Annotated in this window: 16 protein-coding genes; 8 read left to right on the plus strand and 8 right to left on the minus strand. The window is 64.1% G+C overall.

Features of this window, described 5'->3' with window-relative positions; all coding sequences use genetic code 11:
- The first annotated feature begins 184 nt into the window (after positions 1–184).
- Positions 185–1,372, plus strand: a complete 1,188-nt coding sequence (locus tag G0A00_RS20825) for a glycosyltransferase family 4 protein (RefSeq protein WP_164182801.1) — start codon at positions 185–187, stop codon at positions 1,370–1,372.
- A 34-nt stretch (positions 1,373–1,406) separates the two neighbouring features.
- Here G0A00_RS20825 and G0A00_RS20830 read toward each other — a convergent pair whose 3' ends face one another.
- Together G0A00_RS20830 and G0A00_RS20835 are read right to left on the minus strand one after the other, a co-directional pair.
- Positions 1,407–3,011, minus strand: coding sequence for a glycosyltransferase family 39 protein (locus tag G0A00_RS20830; protein ID WP_164214275.1), 1,605 nt, complete (start codon positions 3,009–3,011; stop codon positions 1,407–1,409).
- A gap of 447 nt (positions 3,012–3,458) precedes the next feature.
- A complete protein-coding gene (locus tag G0A00_RS20835; RefSeq protein WP_368667731.1) occupies positions 3,459–4,151 on the minus strand; it encodes a GntR family transcriptional regulator in 693 nt (230 codons plus the stop codon).
- Between the two features lie 196 nt (positions 4,152–4,347).
- Here G0A00_RS20835 and G0A00_RS20840 point away from each other — a divergent pair, with 196 nt between their 5' ends.
- Positions 4,348–5,280 (plus strand): hydroxyacid dehydrogenase, encoded by a 933-nt coding sequence (locus tag G0A00_RS20840; protein ID WP_164182795.1) that lies wholly within the window; start codon positions 4,348–4,350, stop codon positions 5,278–5,280.
- 38 nt (positions 5,281–5,318) lie between these two features.
- Here the strand turns inward: G0A00_RS20840 and G0A00_RS20845 are convergent, their stop codons facing one another.
- From G0A00_RS20845 to G0A00_RS20855, 3 genes are all read right to left on the minus strand, one after another.
- Positions 5,319–6,317, minus strand: a complete 999-nt coding sequence (locus G0A00_RS20845; protein WP_164182794.1) for a formylglycine-generating enzyme family protein — start codon at positions 6,315–6,317, stop codon at positions 5,319–5,321.
- Between the two features lie 77 nt (positions 6,318–6,394).
- Complete coding sequence (locus G0A00_RS20850; protein ID WP_203595462.1) at positions 6,395–8,029, minus strand: chloride channel protein; 1,635 nt, start codon at positions 8,027–8,029, stop codon at positions 6,395–6,397.
- Positions 8,030–8,230: 201 nt separating this feature from the next.
- A complete protein-coding gene (locus tag G0A00_RS20855; RefSeq protein ID WP_164182790.1) occupies positions 8,231–9,664 on the minus strand; it encodes a sulfatase in 1,434 nt (477 codons plus the stop codon).
- Between the two features lie 346 nt (positions 9,665–10,010).
- Between G0A00_RS20855 and G0A00_RS20860 the strand changes: the two genes are divergently transcribed.
- Genes G0A00_RS20860 through G0A00_RS20885 form a run of 6 tightly spaced genes read left to right on the plus strand, consistent with a single transcriptional unit; the run spans position 10,011 to position 16,679 of the window.
- Complete coding sequence (locus tag G0A00_RS20860; protein WP_164182788.1) at positions 10,011–10,976, plus strand: tripartite tricarboxylate transporter substrate binding protein; 966 nt, start codon at positions 10,011–10,013, stop codon at positions 10,974–10,976.
- 57 nt (positions 10,977–11,033) lie between these two features.
- Entirely contained in the window at positions 11,034–11,516 is a 483-nt protein-coding gene (locus G0A00_RS20865; RefSeq protein ID WP_164182787.1) for a tripartite tricarboxylate transporter TctB family protein, read from the plus strand.
- 1 nt (position 11,517) lies between these two features.
- A complete protein-coding gene (locus G0A00_RS20870) occupies positions 11,518–13,011 on the plus strand; it encodes a tripartite tricarboxylate transporter permease (RefSeq protein ID WP_164182785.1) in 1,494 nt (497 codons plus the stop codon).
- Complete coding sequence (locus G0A00_RS20875; protein WP_164182783.1) at positions 13,008–13,727, plus strand: FadR/GntR family transcriptional regulator; 720 nt, start codon at positions 13,008–13,010, stop codon at positions 13,725–13,727. Before G0A00_RS20870 ends, G0A00_RS20875 begins: the two co-directional genes overlap by 4 nt.
- Positions 13,728–13,741: 14 nt before the next feature.
- Entirely contained in the window at positions 13,742–15,175 is a 1,434-nt protein-coding gene (locus G0A00_RS20880) for a sulfatase (protein WP_164182780.1), read from the plus strand.
- Between the two features lie 31 nt (positions 15,176–15,206).
- A complete protein-coding gene (locus G0A00_RS20885; RefSeq protein WP_164182778.1) occupies positions 15,207–16,679 on the plus strand; it encodes a sulfatase-like hydrolase/transferase in 1,473 nt (490 codons plus the stop codon).
- Between the two features lie 163 nt (positions 16,680–16,842).
- On the opposite strand, the gene G0A00_RS20890 is transcribed toward G0A00_RS20885, so the two are convergent.
- From G0A00_RS20890 to G0A00_RS20900, 3 genes are read right to left on the minus strand one after another with little or no spacing between them, the layout of a single operon-like run.
- A complete protein-coding gene (locus G0A00_RS20890) occupies positions 16,843–18,216 on the minus strand; it encodes an amidase (RefSeq protein WP_164182776.1) in 1,374 nt (457 codons plus the stop codon).
- A gap of 42 nt (positions 18,217–18,258) precedes the next feature.
- Positions 18,259–19,332: an AbrB family transcriptional regulator gene (locus G0A00_RS20895; RefSeq protein ID WP_164182774.1), complete on the minus strand. Its 1,074-nt coding sequence runs from the start codon at positions 19,330–19,332 to the stop codon at positions 18,259–18,261.
- 11 nt (positions 19,333–19,343) lie between these two features.
- Positions 19,344–20,756, minus strand: a complete 1,413-nt coding sequence (locus G0A00_RS20900; RefSeq protein WP_164182772.1) for an amidase — start codon at positions 20,754–20,756, stop codon at positions 19,344–19,346.
- Positions 20,757–20,776 lie beyond the last annotated feature (20 nt).

Genomic DNA, 20,776 nt, shown 5'->3' on the forward strand with positions numbered 1-20,776 from the left:
GTGGTTATTTGAATTGTGCCGGACTTGGAATTGTAAATTTGCGATGCGCTTCTCCTAAGGATTGAGGATTGAATGATCTTTATTGATTATGTCGGTCTTTTGGAATTCATATTGAGTGCGCCTCAAGGTTGGCGCCGGATCACTGGCCGAGCAGCCTGCTCGAGCTTTGTGCGAGGCGGCGCCGATGCTTGATGTTCTATGTGTGATAGACACCCGCTTCACCGGGGGCACACCCGCGGCGATGGGCAGTGACATTGCGGTGTTTCTTGAGGCTGGGCTGCAGGTTGGCGTGGCCGGCGTCCGCAGCGCCTATCTTTCCGACATGCCCGATGGCTGGAGCAGCAAGGTCAGCGAGGTGATGGCAGATCGCCGATTGCAGTGGGTCGCGTCGAAAGAGGGTGCGCCGATCGCTGCGCAGACGGTCTTTCTGCATCATCCGATGACCTTCTTCTACGGCCTCGAAAAGCCTTTGCGCTTGCAGGCGGACCGGGTCTGTCTGGTGGCGCATCACCTGCCGTTCCGGGCAGACGGTTCGATGCAATACGATCCAATCGCCACATCCCAGCGCATTTACCGCAAGACCGGCGCGCGGCCCGAATGGCTCCCGGTGTCCGGTGTGTGTCGCGAGCAGCTTGATGCGTTTCGCCCGTTTATCCGGTTGTCGGCGCTGGACTGGCCGAATGTTTTCGATGTGGATGCATGGAAGCCGCGCCGCGATCCTTTCTCCGATGGGTCTTTGGTGATTGGCCGCCACTCGCGCCCAGATCCGCTGAAATGGCCCGACCGTGCGGCGGATGTTCGGGGCAGCCTGCCGAACCTGCCCGGCGGAGAGATCCGCGTGATGGGCTGCCCTCGGGCGGAGATGACGAAGCTCAACGTCGACATGACCGGCTGGAAGGTGCTTGAGTTCGACGAAGAGCCCGTTGCCGGTTTTCTCGATGGGCTGGATGTTTTCGCCTATCACTATCACCGTGCCTATAGCGAATGCTTCGGGCGGACCGTCGCCGAGGCGATGTTGATGAAGGCGGTCTGCGTTCTCGATCCGCGGCTCGAGCCGACGTTCGGAAACCTCGCCGTCTATTGCCCGCCCGAAGACACCGCGCAGGTGATCACGCGGCTGCAGGGGGATCCGGTCGCGGCCCGTGCGCTGGCGTCCCGCGCCCGAACCGAGATCGTGCGGCGACACGGCACCTCCAGCGTCATGCCGCGACTGGAGGTCTTGAGGGGCAAGACCCCGCAGCCCGCTGCCGTGCGCCCAACTGCCGAGCGGAAAATCCCAAGGCATGTGATCGCCAAAAAGCTGGTCGGCATGGTCCGGCGGCGCGAGTATTTCGAATGGCAGATCGCGGCCCGGGCGCATCACGGCGAGTGACCATCCGCCATACTCTTTGAAGCCGGCGCACCGCCTAGTCAGGGCACGTCCGGCGATAATAGGTGAACGACACGGTCTTCACCCCCGGGCGGGCGCGCTCGGTGCTCGGGGGAACATCCAGCATTTTCTGTTCCATAGCATAGCATTGCCCGAACTCTTCCATGCCGCGCAACTCGACCCCGGTCAGAAACCATTTCTCCGCGTCGGCGATGTCGATCCCCTCCGAGCCGCCAAGGATAAGGTAGTCCGGCGCGCGGGAGATCACATAGGCTCCATCGCCCTTGCCATGGCCCGGCATGTTCTGACGGCGCGCCAGCACGGGCACATCCTCACGCAATGCGATCGTGCGATCGTTGAGCCCGAGCATGTCGATGAACCGATGCGACGGCGCGTAGAAGGGGGTCGACCCCGCCGTATTCAGGCCGACAAGCGACCCGACAGGCCAAGCCTCCTCGATGTAGCGGCCCACCACAGAGCCATTGTAGGCCGCCCAATCCATCCGAAACGACCGCGCGTTGACCGAGGCAGCGGTCAGCACGGCAAGGATCACGAGTGTCGCGGCACCGGCTTTCGGTGCCTGAAGCGTGGCGAGTGTCGCGATGCACAGCAGCGCCGCCGGCCCGGCCATGGGCAGCAAAACGCGCGCGGCTGCCATGTGATCCCCCCCGGACCAGAGCACATAGGCCAGAAAGCCAAGGCACACTGAAAGCAGCACGATGGCGGGCTTGCTGATGCGTCCCCAGATCAGCGCGACGATGGTGCTCAGGCCAGCACAAACGAGCACCGGCAGATACAGGGTCGCGGATTTCAAGAAGTAGTCTGCCACCTTCCCGAGGCGGTGCGACAGCTCGAGCCCGACCTTGGCGTGGAACGTGTTGGGCACAACATCGCCATAGTAGGAATAGCGCCAGCCCATGTGAATCAGGAAGACCACCAGCGGGATACCGGCCACAAGCAGCGCCGACCATGCGTTTCGTTTGAACTGGCCTCTGGCGGTCAGCACGAGGCCCACGGTGGCGAAGATGACGATGATGACCGCATCGGGCCGCGTCAGGATCGCCAGCGCCAGAAACGCGCCTGACAGGGCAGCATATCGCGTTACATGCGCGCGCTCTGTCAGCGCAGCCATAAGGACCGCGACCGCCCAGCCGATGAGAGCAGCCGACACCGGCGCTTCGAGGCCGCCGAACAGCCAGACCGCCAAGGACACGTTGCCAAGCCCAAGAGCCACGGCCAGCGCATGTAGCAGCTTTTGATCCTGGGCGAGTTGCTTCGCGCCAAAATAGAGTGAGGCGACGAACAGGCAGACGGCAGAGCCATTGATCACACGCAACGCAGTAAGCGGCTCGAAGCCGATCTTCATCAGCCCAGCGGTCATCAGGACATAAAGAAAATTGGTATACCCTTCGACGCGCTCGCCAAGGTTCCAGCTAAGCTCTCCATATTCCAGAAGATTCCGTGCGTATTTCAGCGAAATGAAGGCATCGTCATGCAAAAAAAAGTGATTGCGCCAGATCGCGACGACAAAGAGCAGTAGTCCTATGGCGATAACAACCGCAGGGCCATATGTTGCGATTGAAGAGTTGCGTTCGTCCGAGGGGACGCTTCGGCCGTCAAGCCTCTGTTTCATTGAAACCATTTGGCGAGTCCTTGAATCCTCAGGAGATTGGGGCGCGCGCGAATTTTCGCGGAGTTGAATGCTTGGTGGGTCGTTCGGCCATGGCCGGGCACGAGAAAGACTCATGCATTTCCGCTTTGGGGGGATTTTTTATCGTGAACTTCGGAAATGTCTGAAAGGACAGTGTCTTGCTAAAAGTCGTCAGGCCGAAAATTGTCTCGCGCGTGCACGCGAATTTCTAAGGTTAATTCCAAAAGACTAGGAACAAGGCAAAGACCTGTCAATGCGGCGACACGCAGGTTGGCACGCCTGTGAGGCCCGGCAGGCAATTCGCAGCCAACCGCCCGCGCCTGACCGCATTCGAGCGTCGTGGGTGCGCGGTCGTGGGTACGCGGCAGTCAGCGGGACGTATCACTATGGGCCAAGACGGCGCGGCCGCCGCTTGCGGCATGGGGTTTCTGTCCGGTGTCACGTCTCAGCGGGCTGGGACAGGGTGATGCAATATCGATGCGTTTGCGTCAGGCACTGAACCGTGCGCAACTCCACCGTCCGATCAAGGAAGTCGATGGCTTCTCGGTATATTTTAAGGACGGGCGCCCCCTCGTCGAGGCCGAAAGCGCGGGCAGCAGAAGCCGAGGCCGCGCCGATCCGAAGCTGCTCTTCGGCTTTGAGAATGATCACCGAATAGGCCTGCTGGTACAGAACATAGATCGCATTGGGCAACGGCGCGCGCTCCTGAAGGCCGGGAAACAACCTTGCCGGGACAACCAGAACCTCATGGGTGGCGTTGCGGCTGTTGAGGCTGCGAATGCGGACAATCTCTATGACGTCTTCGGGCGCGCCGAAAAGTTTGGCGGTTTCATGTGCTGTGGCCGGGCGTTTGACCACCACCTCGCTTTCAAGATGCGGAGGTGTCAGAGTGCCGTCCGGTGCCCGAAGCCGGAAGAAGTTGAACATCGAGGTTTCCGGCGTTCGCACGGTCACGAAACTGCCGCGCCCCTGACGGCGCTGGACGAGCCCGCGCGCCTCAAGCTCCATCAGCGCTTTGCGCGCCGTTCCCTGACTGACACCAAGGTCTTTGCCCAGTTGCGCCTCGCTTGGCAGCATGGCGCCGGGCAGCAGGTCGCCGCTGGCGATCCGACCGATGAGCGTATCAATCACGACCTTGTAAAGGGGAGTGCTCATCACTGTCTCCGTGTGGGCATGAGGAGAGCCGGCAATTCCGGCGCTACGCGGTAAATGCCCTTTGTCATGTATAAGTAGTCTTATATAAGAATCGATGAGGTTTTGGGAGGGCCGAACTCATGAAAAAACTCTGTTCGCGATGGCGGCGACGCGCGGCCTCTGAGGGCTTGGGATGAAAGTCGTCATTTCCGAGTTCATCGACGAGCAGGCCTTGGGGAATTTCGGCAGCGAACTCCGCGTCGATTATGACCCGGCCTATGTCGACACTCCGGCGTCGCTCCGAGCCGCATTGGCGGATGCCGAGGCTTTGATCGTGCGAAATCGCACTCAGGTGGATGTGGCGCTGCTTGAGGCCGCGCCGCGGCTTCGGGTGATCGGGCGCCTTGGCGTGGGGCTCGACAATATCGACCTTGGGGCCTGCCGCGATCGGGGCATCGCACTGCATCCTGCGACCGGTGCGAATGCGCTGCCCGTTGCCGAATACGTCATCGCGTCGATGCTGGTCCTTTTGCGGGGCGCGTATTTTTCAAACGCCGAGATGATCCGTGGCGATTGGCCACGCGGCGCCTTGATGGGCGGCGAAGCGTCCGGGCGGATCATAGGTCTGGTCGGATACGGAGGCATTGCGCGGGGTGTCGCCGCGCGTGCTCGCGCCTTGGGGATGACCGTGGCGGCGTTCGATCCCCATATTCCGGCCGAAGATCCTGCGTGGGCCGAAACGCGGCGCTGCACGCTGGAGGAACTGCTGGGCCTGTCGGATGTCCTGTCGCTCCACGTGCCTTATGCGCCCGAAACGCGTGGCCTGATCGGTGCCGATGCGATCGCCAAGATGAAACCGGGGGCCATCATCATCAATACGGCGCGCGGCGGCATTCTTGATGAGGACGCTCTGATCGAGGCGCTGCGCGACGGGCGTCTTGGCGGCGCCGCGCTCGATGTGTTCGAGGTGGAGCCGTTGACCGCCGAAGCCGGAAAACGCTTCGACGGGATCGGCAATATCATCCTGACGCCGCATATCGCCGGCCTGACGCATGAGGCCAACACGCGCGTGAGCGAGGTCACTGTGAGAAACGTCCTGCGGGAACTGGGCGTCGCCGAGACCTGACACCCGGCACGTGCACCGGAGCGGGGCCCAAGCCAATGTTAGCTGTTGCCGCCACAGGCGACGCGAAACCCGCTGTTCGAGGTGGAACTGTCGGGGTCGTTGCTGGTGCGCGAATGCACGTGGTACCGGTCGCAATAGCTGACATGGCACAGAAACGATCCGCCGCGCTGCACTTTCGACGTGCCGCTTTCCGGTCCCTTCGGATCGCGGGGCACGCTCTTGGATGGAACGCGGGGGCCGAACCAGTCCTGCACCCACTCCCAAACGTTGCCGGTCATATTGTAGAGCCCAAAGCCATTGGGCTCATAGCTCCCCACCGGCGCGGTCCCGATGTAGCCGTCGGCGGCGGTGTTCTCGTCGGGGAAGCGCCCCTGCCATGTGTTCATCGCAAAGCGCCCGCCGGGTTCCAGCGCATTGCCCCAAGGGAATTTCATCCGCTCCAGCCCGCCGCGCGCCGCCCGCTCCCATTCCGCCTCGAAAGGCAGACGCAGCCCGGCCCATGTGCAATAGGCCAGAGCGTCGAACCAAGCGATATGGGCCACCGGATGGTCCTGCCGCTCGGTGATGTCGCTGCCCGGACCTTCGGGGCTTGACCAGAAGGCGCCATCGACGCGGCGCCACCAGCGCAGACCGGGCGGAGAGACGGGCCAATCCTCGGGGCGGTCAAGCAGCAGATGGAACACGTAGCTCCAGCCTTCGCGTTCTGCGACTGTGCGATAGCCGCTGTCCGCCACGAAACGCGCGTATTCCGCATTGGTCACCGCGTGCGGCGCGATGGCGAAGGGAGAGACATGCACCTTTCGGCGCGGGCTGTCGAAATCGGAGGCAAAGGTCGACTTGCGCGCCCCCATCTCGAAAAAGCCGCCGGGAATGTCGCGCAGCCGTGCGCGAAGCTCTTGCCGAATTTCCTGCGAGGCCTCGGGCACCGCCAGCGCCGCGCCGAGATAGTCTGCCTCTGTCTGTCCGTTGCGCTGGCCGGGGCGCTGGCCGCCGCAGCAGGCTTTCTTTTCGGTCGTCATGTCTGTTTGATGGGTCATCTTTGCCATCTTTCTTCGCGGGCGAGGCCTTTGAGGTGTATCGCGCTCTTGCGGGCGGAGTCCAATACGCCTCTGCCTCAGTCGGTGGCGCCGATTATGTCCCGCCGCTGTTTTTCCAGTTCCTCGCTGTAGCGCCGCAGCGTGTGAGCCTCGCTCAAAAGCCCCACAACACGCGGGCTAAAGCGATCGCTCACCACGGCAAGCGCCTCGGCCCTGCAGGTCTCGAATATCTCTGCCGCCTGTCTGGCGTTCATCGTGGGGTAGAGTACGTCATCGCTGTGGTGGAAAAAATGCGACAGCTCGCCCTGTGGCTCCGAGGCATTTGCATCCGCGTGAACCTCGGCGACATTGACCATGGCCACATAGTTCTGCGCGTCGTCGGTTATGATGACGCGCTGGGTCGAGCCAAGGGGAAAGCTCGCGCGGAACTCGTCAGGGCTGATCCCCGCCCGGGCCGTCCGCAGATCACTGCGCATCAGGCGGCGCACGGTCAGATTGCGCACCCAGCCGACGTCATGCGCGCCGCGGATGGTTTCGCCGCGCAGATGGAAGCGCCATGTAGAGAACGAATATCCAAAGGCATGGCGTGCCACGAGCGAAGAGGTGATCGAGGCCACCAGTACGAGCACAGTGATCGGAAATTCCCCGGTCAGTTCGAGCGCAAGGAAGGTCATTGCAAGCGGGCCGCCGATCACCGCCACGCCAAAGGCGCTCATGCCGATCACCGCGAGCGCGGTCGAGGACATAAGCCCCGGGGCGATCTCTTCGAGAGGCACTGCGAAACTTTTGCCCACCAGCGCCCCGAGCAGAAGGGAGGCGAAGAACAGCCCGCCGCGAAAACCGCTGCCAATGGTGATCGCCGAGGCCAGCGCTTTCAGCGCGAAGATCGCCAGCAGGCTCCCCAGCGTGACGCCGGGCTCTAGGCTCAGGTGCATCGCACCATGCCCGGACGAAAGCACTTGCGGCGTCACGAGGCCAATGGTCCCGACCAGAGCGCCGCCAACCGCCGGGCGCATCCACGCCGGGATGCCGCAGCGGCTCGACAGGCGCTCGGTGCGCACGACGGCGATCATCACCAGAATGCCAAGCGCGGCGCAGAGCGCGCCAAGGGTGATTGCCGGCACGATGTCGAGCGCGGAGATCGAGCCGATGGGTCCGATCTCGATTTCAAAGGATTTTCCGGTCAGGCTCCGCGAGACGAGGGTTGCGGCGATCACTGCGGCGATCACCGGTGCGAGCGAGACAGAGGTATAAGTCCCGATCACCAGTTCGAAGGCGTAGAAGGCTCCGGTCAGCGGTGCACCGAAAGCCGCCGCGATGGCCCCGGCCGAGCCGCAGCCAACCAGCACCCGCATGTCCTCGCGCCGCAGTTTCAGCTTCAGTCCAAGCCGCGACGCGATGCCTGACGAGAGCTGCGTATAAGCGGCCTCAAGCCCCGCCGACAGCCCAAAGCCGTTCGAGGCAAGGTTCTGCAGCGTGAGCCACAGGCCGTCGGACAGTGACATGCGGCCACCATAGAGCGCGTTCGCCTCAATCGGATCGACAATCGCGCCGCGCCGCCTGCGCAGCGTGACAACAAGGGCCGTCAGCGCGCCACCCGCCACGGGCACAGCGATCAGCGCCGCGCCGCCCGCAAGTTCGGCCCCGCTTAGGCCGGTCATGAAGGGCACCCCGTAAAGCAGGCTGTGCAGAAGGTGTGACAGGGTGCTCACCCCGCTCACCACCGCACCGGCACAGGCACCCACCAAGGTTGCGAGCAGGAGAAAGCCAAAGGCATTCCCCCGCGCAAGGATGCGGCGCCTTCCCCAGGACAGGCGCGCCGCAATGGCGAGCCCGTGGTGTTTCTTGAGGTGTTTACTGGGGACCGGCGCGCCGCATTGGCTCGGAAAGGACGGGGGAAGCTGCATGTGGCGTCAGGCGTCGAACTGCCATCCTTGCGTTTTCACACTGCTTCGCAGGCGCCAGTTGAGGATCTGCGTCAACAGATCGCGGCGGGTGTCCTCATGCGCCGGGTCCGACCACAGGTCGTTGACCTCGGTCGGGTCGGCCTCCATGTCGAACAATTGCCCGCATCCCTCGACGAAGTAGATCAGTTTCCAGCGTGGGGTGCGGATCATCGTCATGAACTCTGTCCCGTCGAGGATCCGGTCGCCCGCGTGCTCGGAAAAGGCCACCTCGCGGCGCTCTTCGGGGCGCTCGGCGGCGAGATAGGGCACAAGGCTCTGCGCCTCCATGAAAGCGGGCACTTCGCTGCGCGCGGCTTCAAGAATGGTCGGACCAAAATCGAAGAGCGAGACCATGTCGTCGACAACCCGGCCCGGCGCGGCGCAGTCGGCGCTCCAGATCATCGCGGGGATGTGGCAGCTGCCTTCATACATCGACCATTTCTGGCTCAGGCCGTGGTCGTTGAGGGAATCGCCATGATCGGAGGTGAAAATGACGATCGTATCCTCGAGCACGCCGCGCCGCTCCAGCGCGGCAAAGAGCTTGCCGACCTGATCGTCGATCAGCGTCACATTCGCGAAATAGTGCTGCCGCTGGGCCCGCATCTGCGCTTCGGTCGGGGATTCGAGATGCGCCACCGAATCGTGGTCGACCGAGATATGCTGTTGCCGCAGACGTTTGATCGCCTCGGGCTGGGCTTGCATCGCGGCCTCATCGCGGATCGGCAGGGGAATCTCCCGGTCCTTGTAGATCTCAAGATACTCGGCAGGCGGATCATAGGGCGGGTGCGGTCCTGGCAGGCCGATCTGCAGAAAGAACGGACCGGTGTCGGGATAGGTGTCGAGCCATTCGCAGGCCAGATCGGTCACAAAGACATCCGCGTGCAGGTCGGTCGGCAGCTCCCACGTGAAGGCGCCAAGCCGCTCGCGGTAATCCTCGCGCAGTCGGTAGGTGCGGCGGCTCGGTTTCTTTTCGCCGCGCGCAAAGATCGCCTTGTCCCAATTGTCCATGAAATAAGGCAGGCGCGAGGTCGCCCGATCCTTGTTCTCGACCACGTGGCGCTCGTGAAAGCCAAAGGATTGCTCGAAGGGCGACGTGTGCATCTTGCCCACGTTCACGCAGCGATAGCCCGAATTTGCCAGCCGGCCGACCCAGCTTTGAGGCCAGCGCTCGTCGTTGCGGAACACCCCGTTGGTATGCGGGTAAAGCCCGGTGAACAGGCTTGCCCGCGACGGCGCGCAGGACGGCGATGTGACGTACATATTGGAGAACGAGACGCCCTCACCCGTCATCTTGTCGAGGTTGGGCGTCACCATATGCGGATAGCCATGCGCTGCGATCGTGTCGTGGCGCTGCTGGTCGGTGATGATGAAGACGATGTTGGGTTGCTTGGCTGAGGGCATGCGGCGATCTCCTGCAGATGTCGCGTCCGATCCGGCGGCGTGATGCCATTTTGGTCTAACCTCTGGGATTCCCAGAACTGGTCCTACCGATGTGTCCTCCGGTGACGGCGGCGCGGTGCGACTGAGTCTGCACTCTCCTTTTATCGCTATTTCAATAACATAAAGGCCATTATTCGCGCGTTCAGGCGCCTGGTGGCGCGCCTGTCTGGCACTGACCTTGCCATAATCGGTTAGACCAAGCGCCAGTTTGGATCAACCAAAAACGTATTTACTAAATTTTGGTCTAGACAGTTTGGCCGGGGGGTTTGTATGACTTTGGCAATGACATCTGATCGAGGAGGAGCACATGTCTCGCCGTAACTTCCTGAAACAGAGCCTTGCCGGTGTGGCCGGGCTGAGCTTGCCGTCCGTCTTTGGGGCGACCGCTGCCCGCGCCGAGGGTTTCCCCGAAAAGCCGATCCGCGTGGTCGTTCCCTTCAAACCCGGTGGTCGGACCGATGCGGTCGCACGTCTTCTGGCCGAAACCATTCAGGAGAAAGCGCTTCTGCCGCAGCCAATGGTGATCGTGAACGCCGATGGCGGCGCCGGGTCGAATGGCGTCCAGCAGATGAAACGCGGCGGTGACGACGGCTACACCATCATGCATTGGTCCCACCAAATGCTCATCGCCGAGGCCATGCAGATCGCCTCCTTCGGGATGGATGATTTCCGCTCGATCGGGTTCACCGGCGGTGGCAGCCCGGTCTGGTGCGTTCGCGAGGATTCGCCCTTCGAGACCCTCGAAGACCTCGTCACCGAGCTGAAGGCCAATCCGCAGTCGCTGATCGAGGCGGTGGGCATCGGGTCGGTGCCGCATTTTGTCGGTGCCATGCTGGCCAATGCCGCCGGGTTCGAGACCCGGCTGGTCACCGCGAACTCTGGGGCGGATCGCCTGCGCCTTCTGCTCGGGGGCAGCGCAGACATCGCGCTATTTGCCGCGCAGGAATACATGGCGCAGGGGGAGGGGCTGCGCCCGCTGGTCTATTTCGGCGAAGAGCGGCTTTCGCAGCTTCCCGACCTGCCGACAGCGACCGAGCTTGGCTACGACGTGACCTGGTCGAACCCCAACTGGTGGCTTGCGCCTGCAGGGACGCCGGACGAGGCCGTGGCGGCGATCGGTGCCGCCCTCGAAGAGGCGATGAAGGATCCGGCGATCCTGGAATACTTCGAAGGCAACACGCTGGCGCCCTATTGGACGGGCAGCGAGGACTCCGAAGCGCAATCGCGCGAGATGCTGGCGCGTCTGAAGGACGTTGCCGCGACGATTCAGTGACATCGCTCGGGGCCGCGCCAGTCGCGGCCCTGAAGATACGCCTCGGAAGGAAAAGCCATGTCTCTCCGGAACCCTCTCGTCCGGGACCTCGGGCTATGCGGTGCGGCCCTGATCCTTGCGGCGCTGCTGCTGATTGGCGCGGCCTCGCTCCCGGCCCCTCGTTTTGAACCGCTCGGCTCTGCGGCGCTGCCGCGCGCGATGGCTGTGGTCATCGCGCTGCTTGGTCTCATCGTCGGCATCGGAGCGATCCGGCGCAAAGCCGGGAAGCTGCCCGATCCCGAAGATGAGTTCGCAATCGAGGCCCCGCCCGGAGGCGCGTTCAAATCGCTCGGGGTGTTTGTCGGCCTCGTCGCCTTCGTGTTCTCGCTCGACCGTCTTCACGTGCCCTTCGAGGTTGCGGCCACCTGTTTCGTCGTATGGTCTGGCTGCGTGATCGGCGGATGGAGCCTGCGCTCGGCTCTTGGGCTGGCGATCTTCGGAGCGGCCCTGTCTCTTCTTGTCGCCTGGGTCCTGCGCACCTGGCTCTATATCGAGTTTTGACATGATCGACGCATTTCTCACGCTGCTTCAGTGGCACAATCTGCTTTACCTTTTGCTTGGCACCGCGGTCGGTATCGTCGTTGGCGGTATCCCCGGGCTGACCTCGACAATGCTCATTGCATTGACGCTGCCGCTGACCTTCCACATGGACCCGGTCTCGGCGATGACACTGCTGATCGGCGAATATGTCGGTGGCATTTCTGGCGGGCTGGTGACCGCGATCCTGCTGCGGATGCCGGGGACGCCAAGCTCTATCGTCACCACGTTCGACGGCTACCCGATGGCGCAGCAGGGCAAGGCGGAGCGGGCGCTGGCGCTTGGCATTTTCGCCTCCGTCGCGGGCGGTCTGATCTCTTGGGCCTTTCTTGCGGGCATGTCACCGGCGCTGGCGCGCTTCGCGCTGGGGTTCGGGCCTTGGGAATATTGCACGCTGGTACTCGCGGCGCTCTTCATGCTGGCCGCGCTCGCGCAGGGCTCGCTGGTGCGCGGCTTGCTGGGAGCGGCCATCGGCATGGCCCTGTCGCTGCCCGGCATCGACCCTTCGGTCGGTATTCCCCGGCTCACCTTTGGCTCGGACGCGCTTTTGTCGGGGTTCGGACTGTTGCCGGTGCTGATCGGTGCCTTTGCAATCAGTCAGGTGCTGCGGGATGCGGCGACCGAACTGCCGAAGGAAGCGCTTCGCCCGCCAAAAGGCCGGTTGCAGATCTTTGGTTCGGATTTTCGCAAGCACGGCGGCAATCTGGTACGCTCATCGCTGATCGGCACTTGGATCGGCATCCTGCCCGGGATCGGCAGCAATATCGCGGCGATCATCTCGTATTCGACCACGCGTCAGATGTCGAAGACCCCCGAGGCTTTTGGCAGCGGTGAAGAGGCGGGCGTGGTGTCTTCGGAAACCGCCAACAATGCCGCCATCGGTGGTGCGCTGATCCCGCTGATCACCATGGGGATTCCGGGGTCTGTCACCGAAGCCATCCTGATCGGCGCGCTGACCATCCATAACCTGCAGCCCGGGCCGCTGCTGTTCCAGAACTCGCCCGAGATCGCCTACGGGGTGATCGCCTCCTATCTGGTCGCCAACCTCTTCATGCTGGTGCTGATGTGGGGCTCGGCGAAATGGATCGCGCAGCTGATCCGCATTCCGCGCTCTTATCTGCTGACAGCGATCTTGGTGTTTTGCGTCGCCGGCTCCTACGCGATCAACAACTCCTTTGTTGATGTCTGGACCATGATTGCCTTTGGCGTGGTTGGGCTTGCGCTTGAGGGCGCCCGCATCCCGCTCGGTCCCTTTGTGATAGGCTTTGTCCTGACGCCGATTGCCGAGGAACAGCTTCGGGCCGCGATGATGATGTCGGGCGGTGATATCACCGCCGTTCTGCAGCGACCCTATGCGCTTGCGTTCCTTTTCATGGCGTTGCTGACACTGGTATGGCCCTTCGTCGCGCAACGGATCACGGCACGGCGCAGGGCAAATTCAAAGGAGGAACGGGCATGACCATGGCAGGTCCCTCAACCTCGCGCAGCACGACGCGGCGCTATCTCAAAATCGCGCGGGAACTCGCGGACCAGATCGACAAGGGTGACTATCCGGTGGGTATGCGCCTGCCGCCCGAGCGCGAACTTGCAGTGACCATGGGAGTCAGCCGCACGGTTCTGCGCGAGGCGCTTCTGGCGCTCGAGATCCGCGGCTATGTCGAGGTTCGCATCGGCTCGGGGGTCTTTGTGCTTCCCGAAAGCTACCGGACCGGGCCCTCGCGCGGCGACATCGAAGAAATGCGCGATGCCGCGCCCTTCGATGTGCTCGAGATGCGGCGCATGGCCGAGGGCGAGGCGGCCTTCATGGCGGCGCAGCGCGCCACCGATGAGCAGATGGCGGCGCTCGAAGAGGCGCTGGCGGACATGGAAGCGAGCCTCGAAGACGTCACGCGCTACGACGTGGCCGACGCCCGTTTCCACGCGATCATCGGCGAAGCCAGCGGCAACCAATTGCTGCAGGCTCTGATGCGGCAGCTCTGGGATTACCGCTACGGCGAGATGTGGTCGCTTTGGTACAACCAGACGCGCTCGATCACCAACCGCCGCAACACCGTCGTGCACCACCGCCGCATCTTGGCCGCGATCCAGCGCGGCCTTCCCGATGTCGCGCGCACCGCGATGCAGGCGCATATGGATGAAGTCAACGAGCGGTTCTTTGCGCTTGTCATGGAATAACGAAGGAGCCGCAGATGGAGGACCCGCGTCCGGACATCATCCTCATCGTCACCGACCAGCAGCGCTATGACACGATCCGTGCGCTGGGGGCGTCGCATATGGACACGCCGAACATCGACCGGCTGGTCGCGCAGGGTGTCAGCTTCGATCAGTGTCATGTCACGGCGCCGTCCTGCGTGCCCTCGAGGGCAAGCCTGTTTTCGGGCTACTATCCGCATACCAACGGCGTGCTTGCCAATGGCACCGAGTGGAGCCGGACCTGGGTCTCTGATCTGGCGGATGCGGGCTATCACTGCGTCAATATCGGCAAGATGCACACGATCCCCTATGACGCGAAGGCCGGGTTCCACGAGCGCTACGTGGTCGAGAACAAGGATCGCTTTCTCGAGGGGCGCTGGTTCACCGACGAATGGGATAAGGCGATCCTGAACGCCGGTCACCAAAAGCCCGGACGGCTCAGCTATCGCGCGCGCGACGACTACCGGCAGGCGCTTGGGGCCTTTGAATGGTCCCTCGACGACCGGCTGCATTCCGACAGTTTCATCGGCGGCTTCACCGAATGGTGGCTCGACACCAAGCCCATGGAAAAGCCCCTGTTCCTGTCGATCGGCTTTCCCGGGCCGCACCCGCCCTACGATCCGACGCCGGAATATGCCGAGAAATATATGGCGCGGGATGTGCCGGTGCCGCATGTCTCGCAGGATGAGCTCAACCGGCTGCCGCCGCCTTGGCAGGAAAAACGCCGTCATGACAACGCGTTCGATCATGACGCTGTGCACTGGAATCTCGACCCCTCGGAAGCCGAGTTGCACCGGATGCGGGCCTTCTATTACGCCAATGTCGAGATGATCGACCGCGAGGTCGGTCGGATCCTCGATGCGCTGGAACGGCGCGGGCGGCTGGAGCAGAGCGTGATCATCTTCACCTCGGACCATGGCGACAATCTGGGCGACCACGGGCTCAGTCAGAAATGGGCACCCTACGAACAAGTCACCCGCGTGCCCATGGTCGTCAGCCAGCCGGGCCGCTTCCCGGCGCGGCGCTTCGACGGGCTGGTGCAGCTGTTTGATCTGGGGCCGACAATCCTCGAACTCGCGGGTCTCACGCCCGATGACTCCTTCGAGGCGCGGTCCCTGCTGGACATCCTCGAAGGCCGCTCGGATGCCGCGCGGAGCCATGTCTATTGCGAGCAGGGGGGCGATCCCAGCATGACCGGGGCCGATATGGTGACAATGATCCGGTCACGCCGTCACAAGCTGGTCGCCTTTCTTGGTCAGGACTACGGGCAACTCTTCGACCTCGAAGCCGACCCGGGTGAGACACATGACCTCTGGGACGCGCCCGGTGCCGCGCAGATCAAAGCCGATCTGCTGGGAGAGTTGGGGCGCTGGCATCAGCAAAGCGCCTATCGCACGCGCCGCGCCCGGGCACAGATGATGGACGCATAAGCGTCTGGCGGCACGAGGGAAGGGGCCGTAGATGACCAATCGCCCAAACGTTCTTTTTATCACCGTGGATCAATGGCCCGCGCATCTGATGGGCGGCGCGGGGCATCCGGCGGTGGAAACTCCGACGCTGGATACGCTTGCCCGCTCGGGCACAAGGTTTGACGCATGTTATTCCGAATGCCCCATCTGCATCCCGGCGCGGCGCTCGATCATGACCGGCATGACCGCGCGCGGCCATGGGGACCGCGATTTTCAGCCTTCGCTGCCGATGCCAGAGGGGGTGCCGACGCTGGCCGGGGTCTTTGCGGGCGCGGGCTATCAGGCATTTGCCACGGGCAAGCTTCACGTCTACCCAATGCGGGACCGCATCGGCTTTCATGACGTGCTCAGCGCCGAGGAGGGGCGTTCGCATCTCGGAGGGCCGGATGATTATGAGATCGCTCTGGCAGACCGTGGCCACGCCGGGGCGCAGTTCCTCCACGGCATGAGCAACAATGAATACAGCTGGACCCCGTGGCATCTGGAGGACGATCTTCATGTGACCTCCTGGACGGCCCGTATGGCCGCCCGGCAGATCCGCCGCCGCGATCCGACGCGGCCGGGGTTCTGGTATGTGTCCTTCACCCATCCGCATCCGCCACTTGCGCCGCTTGCCAGCTATGTCCAGCGCTACGCCGGGCGCGCGGTTCCACAGCCCGCCGCCGCGGAGTGGCAAGACAACGCTCCATGGGTGCTGAGGTCGATGCAGAACCGCTTTGCTCCGATGACCGCAGAGCAGATGGCTGACATGCGCCGGGCCTATTACGCGCTTGCGACCCATATCGATCATCAACTGCGGCTCGTCATCGGTGCGCTGCGCGAGGAAGGCATTCTCGACAATACCATCATCCTGTTCACCGCGGACCATGGCGAGATGCTGGGCGACTTCGGGATTTTTGGCAAACGGGTGATGTTCGATGCCTCGGCCCGCGTGCCGCTGATCCTCGTCGATACAAAGGCCTCTGGCCGCATCGCGCGCGATGCCACCAGCGATGCGCTGGTCGGGCTGCAGGATATCATGCCGACACTGCTCGATCTCGCGGGGATTGACTGCCCGGGGACCGTGGAAGGCCGATCGGTCCTTGCGGACAGGCAGCGCGAAGAGTTCTACGGCGAGTGCCAAAGCGGCGCGAGGGCGGTGCGCATGCTTCGAAGCCGCACGCACAAGCTGATCTGGTATCCTGCAGGCAACCGATTGCAGTTGTTCGACATGATTGCAGACCCGCAAGAGCTTCATGATCTCGCAAACTGTCCGGAGCACGCAGATGTGCTCGGCCAACTCAGCCGCGCGCTCGTCGATCACCTCTATGGCGAGGATCAAGATCTGATCGCAGGAGGCTGTCTTGGCGGGCTGCCCGAGCCGGAGCTGAGCACGCCGGACAATCGCGGGCTTTCGGGTCAGCGAGGGCCGCATTTCCCGCAGCCCCCTTCCAGTGATCCCTCTGCCGCGGTCGGTGCCAGCTAAAACGGAAGACAGCGGGCCGCGCGCTCTTGCACAGCGCAGACGCCCGTCGCCTTCGCCAGCTCCACCAGCGGCAAAACGGCTGAGCGGGGCGTGACCCCAGCAGGGACGGGATGGGCCGCCCCTGCTGGCTGAATGGTCACCCGCTCAGACGGCGCTCACCCTGTCATGCGAGGTCTGGGCGTCTTTGGGCCCAAGGATGCGCCTCTTCATAGTGCTTGGCGAGGGTGACCAGATCCCAGTCCTGACCGAATGGGGCGATCATCTGGAAGCCGATGGGCATGCCGTCCGCCGCCGGATCGCAGGGGACCGCGATGGCGGGCAGGCCGCAGCCATTGACGAAGCCGGTGAAGGCGCGGTGATAGCCGGGGCCGAACTCATCGGCTTTCCAAGGCATCGCCCCCGCCGCAGGGGTCATCACGTAGTCATAGGTCTCGAAGGCGGTGGCCATTTGCTCATAGAGCGTGCGGAACCCTGCCAGTGCTTCGACGTAGTCCACCGCGCTCAGCGATTGGCCGGTCTTGATCATCGGCGGATAGGGCGCGCCCACCTTGCCCTCCCAGTCGATGTCCTGCAGCAGCCACGCAAGACCTGTGCCGCCGATCATCGGCCAGTATTTCTCGAAGATCGACACGTCGATGGGCGCCTCGCCCACGGTCACATCATAGCCGAGCGCCCGCAGGTTGTCGCAGCCGGCGGCGCAGCTTTCCGCAATGGGCGCCTCGACCGTCTGGCCGAGAAACTGCGGCACATAGAGGATGCGCGCCCCGGGTTTCGGCGTGCCGATCTCGCCCTTCTCAAAGCCGAAGGACGCGCGATCATGCGGGTGCGGCCCCTCGATTGCCGAGAGGGTCATGGCAAGATCGTCCACGGTGCGCGCAATCGGGCCGATGATCTCGAAATCATGCAGGATCTGCGGCAGACCGTTGATCCGCGCAACCCGGCCCGTGGTCGGCTTCAGCCCCACAAGGTTGTTGTAGGAGGCCGGACGCCGGATCGAGCCGCCGCCATCGGTGCCAAGCGTCACCGGGCCCGCACCCGCAGCCACAGCCGCTGCGCCGCCGCCGGTAGAGGCGCCGGGGGTCAGCTCGGGGTTCCAGGGGTTGCGGGTGGTGCCGAAGGCGAGGGTGCTGACGTTGCCGCGGCCCATGGTGAATTCGGAGACATTGGTCTTGCCGAGCAGCACCGCGCCCTGCGCACGCAGGCGGGCCACCGGGGTTTCGTCCTTCTCGGGGACCTGCCCCTCGAACAGCGTGCTGCCCCAAGCGCAGGGCATGCCCGCCACGGTGATGTTGTCCTTGATCGACACCGGCACGCCATCGAAGGCCCCAAGCGGGGTGCCTTCGGCAAAGCGCGCGTCGGCTTCGGCGGCGCTGGCCTTGGCGCCTTCAACGTCGAGATGGGCAAAGAGATTGAGGACCGGGTTCACCGCCTCGATGCGGCTCAGCACGGAGGCAAGCGCCTCGCTTGGCGTGAGCGTGCCGTTGCGGAAAGCGCTGGCAAGCTCGGATGCGGTGAGTGTCCAGGGGTCGGCAGTCATGATCGTTCCATTGCTAGGAGGAAGGGCGGCGCGCATGTTGCGTCACGCCCTGCGGGAGGAGGGGCTTTCAGGGTCTTTTTCGGTGCTGCGCAACCACAGGGGCGCAAGCAGCATCAGGCCGAGAAGGCGCAACACATGATGGACGCTGACGAAACTGGGGTCCAGATTGAGCGTGTAGGCCATGACCGTCATTGCCTCGATTCCGCCCGGTGCATAGGCAAGCCAGACCTCGACGAAGGGCATGCCAAGCATCAGGTGGGTGACGGCGGCGAATCCGGCGGCGACCAGCACGGCAATCAGCACGGCGCCAAGGGCAGGGAGGATGGCGCGGGACAGCATCGAGAGGTCGACCATCGACACCCGCGCACCGATCAGCACCCCCACGAGCACCAGCGCCACGATCTGCAGCACCGGCGGCAGCGCACCGCTGGCCAGCCCCGCGCCATGCATCAGCGTGGAGACCACCATCGGCCCGATCAGCGCGCCGCCCGGCACCTTGAGCTTGGTGCAGATCTGCCCGGCGGCAAAGCCGAGCACGAAAAGCAGCCCGAGGTCCAGCGGCGCGGCCACGGCCCGGGCCGACTGGTCGCCGGTGACCGGGGTGATGACCATCAGCAGCGGCACACAGGCGACCAGCACGATTTGCCGCACGATCTGTGCCACCGCCACATCCGGGAAGCGCCCGTTGCGCTGCTCGGAAGCCATCAGCAGCACCGCCGTCAGCGCTCCGGGCACCGAGCTCAGCCGTGCGGTCGTCGAGTCCCACCCGTGCATTTTCCGCAGGTAAAGGCTTGAGGCCCCCATGGTGGCGATGACCGAGACCGCAAGCAAAGCGAGGCTGAGCGGCCATGCGCTGGCGTCCGCCAGCACCGCCGGAGAAATGCCGCTGCCCATAGAGATGCCGAGCGCCACAAAGATGAAGCTGCGCAGCAGCGGCGGGATCTTCGCGCCGTGGCCGGTTAGGCTGAGCGCGACAGAGACCGCCATCGCGCCGCACATCCAGCCCGCCGGGAAATTCGCCAGCTCCAGCGCAAGCCCCGCCAGCGCGGCCAGCGCCGCTTTGGGCGCGAGCGCGGCGTAGGGGCGCAGCTGCGCCGCGAGAGTGTCTTTTCGCATCGGTCCGGCCGTCACGACATGCAGCCGGGGCGCTTGCCGCCAAGCGGATCCGTCGCCTCGAGGGCGGCACCAAGCGTCAGCAGCATTTCTTCCGATCCGAGGTCGCCGACAAGCTGGATGCCCACGGGCATGCCGGACGCAGAGAGCCCCGCAGCGATGGCCAGACCCGGCGCGCCGCAGGCGTTGACCCACCCGGTGTAGGCGGCATGGCCGCGCGGGCCCGCCTCGATGCCGTCGATGGCCTTGGGGAAAACCTCGTCACGGGGCCATGGGTTGGCGGCAGAAGCAGGCGTGACGATCACGTCCCACTGTTTGAACGCCACGCCCACGTCAGCGCGCAGCTGTGCGATCGTGCCGAGCAGGTCAAGGTAATCGCTTGCCACGATGCCCGCTCCGGCCTCGGCCTGCTGCACGAAGGGGGCAGAGACCTTTGCGGCAAACTCCGGCTCGCGTGCGGCAATCATCGCAAGGCCGACATTGCCGATCATGCCCCAGCGCGACAGCACGGGGCCAGTGTCGAAGGGCAGATCGTCCGCAACGCTCACCGAATGGCCAAGGGCCTTCATCTGCTGCACCAGCGCGTCGCAGGCGGCAAGGATGTCGGGTTCGACCGGCGCGCCGGGCAGGCGCGGCACATAGAGGATGCGCAGGCCGCGCGGCTCTGCACCGGGAACGTCCGGCATCATGGGGAACCCGCGCGAGGCCGGGTCTCGCGGATCGCCACCGGCCAGCACCGACATCGCAAGGCGCAGGTCGTCGGCGCTGCGCGCCAGCGGGCCGACCACCTCGGCGTCGAGCAGGATGGCGGGGAAGCCTTCGCCGCGCGCGATCCGCCCTATGGAGGGTTTGAGCCCGGCGATCCCGGCAAAGCCCGCAGGCCGCCGGATCGAGCCGCCGCCATCGGTTCCCAGCGCCAGCGGCGCAAGGCCTGCCGAGACCGCCGCCACCGCGCCGCCGCTCGACCCGCCCGGGGTCAGCGCAGGGTTCCACGGGTTGCCGGTGCTGCCGTAGACGCTGTTCGCTGTGTAGCCGCGCAGGGTGAACTCGGGCACGTTGGTCTTGCCCAGCAGCACCGCCCCGGCGGCGCGCAGCCGCGCCACGGGCACCTCGTCATGCGGGGCAATGTGATCGCGGTACAACTCCGAGCCCCAGACCGCGGGCATGTCCTTGGCAAAGAGGTTGTCCTTTAGCGCCACCGGGATGCCGTCGAGCGGCGACAGCGGCGTGCCTTCGGAAAAGCGGACGTCGGATGCGGCAGCCGCCGCGCGCGCCTCGTCGGTTGCGACAAAGGTAAAGGCGTTGAGCTCGGGGTCGATGCGGGCGATGCGCTCGAGATGATGTTCGAGCAGGGCGGTCGCGGTGAAGGTGCCGTCGCGCAGGCCCTTGGCCATGTCGCGCAGGCTCAGAAGGTGAAGGTCGGTCATGTGGTTGCCTCTTTCAGTCG

The sequence above is a fragment of the Salipiger sp. PrR002 genome, from assembly GCF_010500775.1.
GTDB lineage: Bacteria > Pseudomonadota > Alphaproteobacteria > Rhodobacterales > Rhodobacteraceae > Salipiger.

Excerpts from the sequence above, each read along its gene's own strand:
- G0A00_RS20825 (WP_164182801.1), top strand. The coding sequence starts at position 185 with ATGCTTGATGTTCTATGTGTGATAGACACCCGCTTCACCGGGGGCACA.
- G0A00_RS20830 (WP_164214275.1), bottom strand. The coding sequence starts at position 3,011 with ATGGTTTCAATGAAACAGAGGCTTGACGGCCGAAGCGTCCCCTCGGAC.
- G0A00_RS20840 (WP_164182795.1), top strand. The coding sequence starts at position 4,348 with ATGAAAGTCGTCATTTCCGAGTTCATCGACGAGCAGGCCTTGGGGAAT.
- G0A00_RS20845 (WP_164182794.1), bottom strand. The coding sequence starts at position 6,317 with ATGACCCATCAAACAGACATGACGACCGAAAAGAAAGCCTGCTGCGGC.
- G0A00_RS20855 (WP_164182790.1), bottom strand. The coding sequence starts at position 9,664 with ATGCCCTCAGCCAAGCAACCCAACATCGTCTTCATCATCACCGACCAG.
- G0A00_RS20860 (WP_164182788.1), top strand. The coding sequence starts at position 10,011 with ATGTCTCGCCGTAACTTCCTGAAACAGAGCCTTGCCGGTGTGGCCGGG.
- G0A00_RS20865 (WP_164182787.1), top strand. The coding sequence starts at position 11,034 with ATGTCTCTCCGGAACCCTCTCGTCCGGGACCTCGGGCTATGCGGTGCG.
- G0A00_RS20870 (WP_164182785.1), top strand. The coding sequence starts at position 11,518 with ATGATCGACGCATTTCTCACGCTGCTTCAGTGGCACAATCTGCTTTAC.
- G0A00_RS20875 (WP_164182783.1), top strand. The coding sequence starts at position 13,008 with ATGACCATGGCAGGTCCCTCAACCTCGCGCAGCACGACGCGGCGCTAT.
- G0A00_RS20880 (WP_164182780.1), top strand. The coding sequence starts at position 13,742 with ATGGAGGACCCGCGTCCGGACATCATCCTCATCGTCACCGACCAGCAG.
- G0A00_RS20885 (WP_164182778.1), top strand. The coding sequence starts at position 15,207 with ATGACCAATCGCCCAAACGTTCTTTTTATCACCGTGGATCAATGGCCC.
- G0A00_RS20890 (WP_164182776.1), bottom strand. The coding sequence starts at position 18,216 with ATGACTGCCGACCCCTGGACACTCACCGCATCCGAGCTTGCCAGCGCT.
- G0A00_RS20895 (WP_164182774.1), bottom strand. The coding sequence starts at position 19,332 with ATGCGAAAAGACACTCTCGCGGCGCAGCTGCGCCCCTACGCCGCGCTC.
- G0A00_RS20900 (WP_164182772.1), bottom strand. The coding sequence starts at position 20,756 with ATGACCGACCTTCACCTTCTGAGCCTGCGCGACATGGCCAAGGGCCTG.